The following is a 4,930-nucleotide window of genomic DNA, read 5'->3' as shown; positions in this document are numbered from 1 at the left end:
CCGGATCTTTTTCCCCCCTTTTCAAGGGGGGTTAGGGGGGATTCAGATCTCAAAACGAAGTCCGACAGACTTGTGTATACACCGTAGCTTTTTAAGGGGGGCTAGGGGGGATCTACCCACTCAAAGCGCAGCAATTAAACTTCTCAGACATACTCATAGTTCGGGTAGAGCGCGTCTCTACCCGCAGCATCTATTCACTATTTCCCTAATTTAAGATGCCAGAAGCAACCGCAACCACCACTTTACCTGTAGTCGAGCGGACGATTTCCGCAGTTTTTGCCGAAGAGCAGCAAATTGATGGCGTCGTGCGTCGTCTAATCGAGCGCGGCATCGATAAAGAGCATATCTCGGTCTTGGGTCGCAATTTTCAATCAGAAACTCGGATTACCGGCTTTATTTCCAAACGGGACATCATTTTGGGCGGACTGCGTAGCGGTGCGATCTTTGGTTCCTTATTTGGCTCGTTCTTGAGCTTGCTGACTGGCGTTGGTGTTTTACTGGTGCCCTTTGTCGGCCCCATCGTGGCCGCAGGGCCGATCGGCGCAATTTTACTCGGAGCTACTAGCGGCGCGATCGCGGGTAGTGCTGGTGCCGGTCTGGTGTCTGTATTGGCGGCATTAGGCATGCCCGAAGAACAAGCAGCCCTCTATCAAACGCGGCTCGAAGCTGGCGAATTTATGATGATGCTGGAAGTTCCCGCCGATCGCGTGGGCGAATACCAGCTCCTGTTGGAAAGTGCTGGTGGTAAAGATATCCACGTTAATGATGCACCGCTGCCCCGGGCTGCTGGTGAATGCAACAGCCCTGAAGACCTTTCGCCCGAAATTCGCACTCACCTGTCCCCAGCGGCTCAGCAGTTGTTTGTCGAGAGCTACAGCGAAGCTTTCAAAACCACCAATGACAAAGCTCAGTCCGAGGCAACTGCTTGGGACAAGATCCACCAGCGGTTTGACGAAGACGAGCAGGGTGTCTGGTCGAAGGAAAAAATGGTCGTCTAATGTGAGGGTGCGAGCGGCTGACTATCTCGATCGAGAGAGTGTAGATCTATAATTCAGTAGATATGCAGATCTGCAATCGATCGTACATTGGTAGTTACTTGAGTTGTGCGTTCGCACACCCGAACATACTATGGACGATGCTAATACTTCAGATCGCTTACCCGTAACGCACGGAGCGATCGAATCTACTCCGCAGCCCGATCGCGATCGATTTCAAACGATCTCTGAAGCTTGCTTGGTAATGAAAGATGAAATTGCCAGTACCGCCCAACATCTCATTGGCGGTAAAGAGTATCAGAGCAAACCGCCGACGATTACGGAGGCTTGCTTGACGATTAAAGGCGAGATCGGCGACGAAGCGCGGCAGATTCTATCGACTCAACCACCGCAGGTAAAACCGCAAACTTTTACGGCAGCTTGTGACTCGATTCGAGCTGAAACAGTTCTAACTGCTCGCCAAATCGTGCCCACTGCCGACATGATACAACCCGCGCCTCCGAGCGCGATCGAGGGCGCAGGGGATACCGAAGAGCAGTTTGATGGAGAGGATACTGACGATCGTCGGTTCTATTCCCACCCGATCGAGCAAGCCCAGAAAGCCATTCATGAAGCTCAATGGTTCGAGCAATAGCTTCCCGATCCCGATCGTCTCGGTTACAACCGATCGAGATGATTAATACCATCTACCTCCGACTTGAGATCTCAGTCGGAGGTAGAGTTTTAGCCATATATTTATTGGAAATTATTACTAGTGGTTAAGTGCCTCGATCGACCGATATTTTACCAATCGATCGACGGATTTGTGTTCTCGCTATTTGGTAACGAAAGTATCACTTTTAGGAGAGAGAGATAAGTGATAAAAATTGTATATTACAGATAGTTCAAATAAATAATATTAACCACTAAAGGCAGAAAATCATGAGTATTGAAGAACGCTCTAAAGCAGCAGCTCAAAATCTAGAAGGTAAAGGTCAAGAAGCGATCGGTAAAGTTACTGGTAGCTCTGAAGACGAAGCTGCTGGACAAGCCAAGCAAGGAGCGGCGAAAGATCGCGATGGCATCGAAGATGCAAAAGATAAAGTTGTAGATACAGCTAAAAATTTAGGCAATAAGATGCAAGATGGTATCGATCGGGCTAAAGAAGAGCTAAACAAATAAGCTCTAGCCAGCCGATTCTCTCCTACTAACGAAGCCTCTCACTTGGCTGGTTTAGGAGAGATCTAGTGAATTATTCTTAACGCTAACCGGGTATTTTTAGTTTTCAAGACCCAGGCAGATTGTGTCTGGGTCTTTTTGTCTCGATCCAAACCAAACGATCGGCATAATCCGATCGCCACTTAGTTAATTACATCTTTGGAAATAGACCGTTCTTGGGAGGCTCCTTCTAATGAGACAGTAGCAATTCCTTATTTTTAGCTCGATCGAGCGATTATTTATATCGACTTAAATGGCTACCATTAAAGTAATAAACCAGTTTTAAAAACAATATTTTTTATGCCACGCCTGATTGGTAAAATATCCAAAACTCCCTTGTATACAACCCTGCTAATTGTAGTTGTAGCTGCTGCTGTGACTGGTTTAGAGTACATGGGTGAGATCGATATCGTTCCTGGCTTTGGTAGAGACAACCCGACAATGCGGGTTTCCGACCAAACCCCCCCGCGCACCTGACAAGATATTTTGCGATCGCGTTGCTGTCATTTGCTAGCTAAATCAATCAGTTTTTAAACTAACGGAGAACAAAGATCGTGCGTAAGGGAAAAGATATTATTGGCAAGCCGATTATTGCCTATGACACTGGTGAAAAAATTGCGAATATTATCGATCTGATTTTCGATCAAAATGATAATACACTACTGGGTTTCTTGACTCAGGAAAGTAGTTTATTCAACGATGCTAAAGTTTTACCACTGAGTTTGATTAAAGCAATCGGTGCAGATGCAGTCATTATTCCCGGACGCGAGGCGATCGCGCCATCGCGGAACTACGATCTAATTCACAAAATTTTAGATAACAATAATGTCTTAAATGGTACGCGGATTATGACCACGGATGGTCGCAATCTCGGTAGATTAGTAGACTTGTATTTCGATGAAAATACTGGCAAAATCGAAGGCTACGACACTTCTGGCGGGCTGTTTGCGGATGCTTACTCCGGTAGATCGTTCGTACCTGCGCCCAAAACGATCAAAATTGGTCGCGATATAGCCTTTGTTCCGCTCGAAACTATCGCCCTGATGGAAGAGCAAGTCGGCGGGATTAAAGCTGCAATGCAAACTGCTAGTGAAAAGCTCCAGACTACTGCCCAAGTTGCTAGTGAGAGAATCCAATCTACAGCCAAAGTCGCAGGCGAACGTCTCCAAGATGGCTCCCAAGTTGCTGGTGAAAAATTCCAAGCAGTCGGACGATTAGCAAATGCTAGCCTCACAAATACCATTGTGGATCGATCGGCTCAAAAGGAATTTGCGATCGGTAAAGTTGCCCGCCAAACCATCCAGACGCCAGACGGTCGCACTGTGGTGCGCGCTGGCGAAACGATCTCGCCGAGCGTCGCCACTACCGCCGAACAGCTAAATCTCCTCGACGAGCTGTACCGCTCGGCTGGCGGTAATTTGAGAGAGCCGCTCCGCGACAGGTTGGATTCGGTAGTCGCCAGATCGACCGTCGAGCAAGCACTCGGCAAACGCTCGCAGCGTGCCGTCTATACCCCTTCCGGCTTTATTATTGTCGCTCAAGGGCAGATTGTCACCGATCGCGCGATCGAGCAAACCAAGCTCGCCCACCAAGAGGCGGCTTTACTCGACGCAGTCGGTTTGTCTCCTCTCACTGCCGCCCAGTCCCAAGCCGGCAGCTTGGCTACCACCACTGGCGAACGACTTCAAGCTAATGGCGAACGACTCCAAGCTAATACCGCAATTGCTGGAGAAAAACTGCAATCGGGTGCGGCAAATATGTGGGAGAAGGTCAAAGAAACCGCCAACGATCTGCAAGGTCGCAGCACCGAAGCGATCGAACAAAAACGGATTAGAGGCGCATTGGGGCGTCCGACTACCCGTGTCATTCTCGATCGCCATGATGAGGTGATTCTCAATGTTGGCGAATTAATCGGTCATAAAGCGATCGAAGGTGCTCGTACGGCAGGGATGCTCGATGTCTTGCTCGATTCGGTCTACACCGAGACGCCACAGCTCACGCTCCAGGAGCTAAAAGCACCAGAAAAGGGCAGATTGGCACTGTAGGTAATTGATAGTTGATGGTTGCCACTAGGTTGAGTCCACCGATTCGATCTAGTGGCAACTATCGTGTCTTAACTTTCACCACTAACTACTTTTATTTAGTGACTGTAGCACAAGTTGGATCGATAGGTTGCCCAAACGTAATACTAGTTTTGACGGTCATATTGGGGGGAAGACTACCACTTTGGTCTAGTCTGTGCAGGCGATCGCACTCAAGTTGATTGGAACTACTGCTTGGTTGCATCCGAACTTCTGGATACTTACGTGTTTTGAGCGGGACTTTTTCGAGCTTGGGCTGTTGAGCCGGAATTGATTTTTTGAGAGGCTTGACAACCTGCGCGTGAAGCTCGCGATTGAAGGAGTTGTGGGTCGTTGGCGTAGCCTCTGTGCGCAGGCAGACGCTTCGCGAACGCGTTGGCGAAGCCTTGCCTTTGGCATTAAGGAACGAGAATCGCTCTGGGAAGCTATTTGCTTGCGCATGAGGGGTATAGATCGCCGCAGTAATAAGTCCCAACGCTAATGACTGAAGTTTGAGCATCTGAACATCTGATTGTAATTTGAGTTACACTAACTTTCGATACATGCTAACACAATATATTACTAGTTGCGATCGAAGATAGCTGCAACTGGCGCAGTCGCGTCAAGTAGAAAATACTTAAGAAAAAGCAATTGGCCGATCGCTTGCAGGTGAGATCG

At 48.4% G+C, this 4,930-nt stretch carries 6 protein-coding genes; 5 read left to right on the top strand and 1 reads right to left on the bottom strand.

The window, feature by feature from the left end; translation table 11 throughout:
* The first annotated feature begins 215 nt into the window (after positions 1-215).
* The 5 genes from RMO84_RS20685 (at position 216) to RMO84_RS20665 (ending at position 4,237) form a co-directional block, all read left to right on the top strand.
* Positions 216-998, top strand: a complete 783-nt coding sequence (locus tag RMO84_RS20685; protein WP_310490322.1) for a ChaB family protein — start codon at positions 216-218, stop codon at positions 996-998.
* A 130-nt stretch (positions 999-1,128) separates the two neighbouring features.
* A complete protein-coding gene (locus RMO84_RS20680) occupies positions 1,129-1,629 on the top strand; it encodes a hypothetical protein (RefSeq protein WP_310490321.1) in 501 nt (166 codons plus the stop codon).
* A 287-nt stretch (positions 1,630-1,916) separates the two neighbouring features.
* The gene (locus tag RMO84_RS20675; protein ID WP_310490320.1) at positions 1,917-2,156 is read left to right on the top strand and encodes a hypothetical protein; all 240 of its coding nucleotides are present in this window, start codon (positions 1,917-1,919) and stop codon (positions 2,154-2,156) included.
* Between the two features lie 336 nt (positions 2,157-2,492).
* Entirely contained in the window at positions 2,493-2,669 is a 177-nt protein-coding gene (locus RMO84_RS20670; RefSeq protein ID WP_310490319.1) for a hypothetical protein, read from the top strand.
* A gap of 77 nt (positions 2,670-2,746) precedes the next feature.
* Positions 2,747-4,237, top strand: coding sequence for a PRC-barrel domain-containing protein (locus RMO84_RS20665; RefSeq protein ID WP_310490318.1), 1,491 nt, complete (start codon positions 2,747-2,749; stop codon positions 4,235-4,237).
* 91 nt (positions 4,238-4,328) lie between these two features.
* Here the strand turns inward: RMO84_RS20665 and RMO84_RS20660 are convergent, their stop codons facing one another.
* Positions 4,329-4,772, bottom strand: coding sequence for a hypothetical protein (locus RMO84_RS20660; RefSeq protein WP_310490317.1), 444 nt, complete (start codon positions 4,770-4,772; stop codon positions 4,329-4,331).
* Positions 4,773-4,930 lie beyond the last annotated feature (158 nt).

This window comes from Chamaesiphon sp. VAR_69_metabat_338, from assembly GCF_031423935.1.
Lineage (GTDB): Bacteria > Cyanobacteriota > Cyanobacteriia > Cyanobacteriales > Chamaesiphonaceae > Chamaesiphon.
Note: the sequence above shows the minus strand (reverse complement) of the source record. Positions and strands in the feature narration are given on the sequence as shown.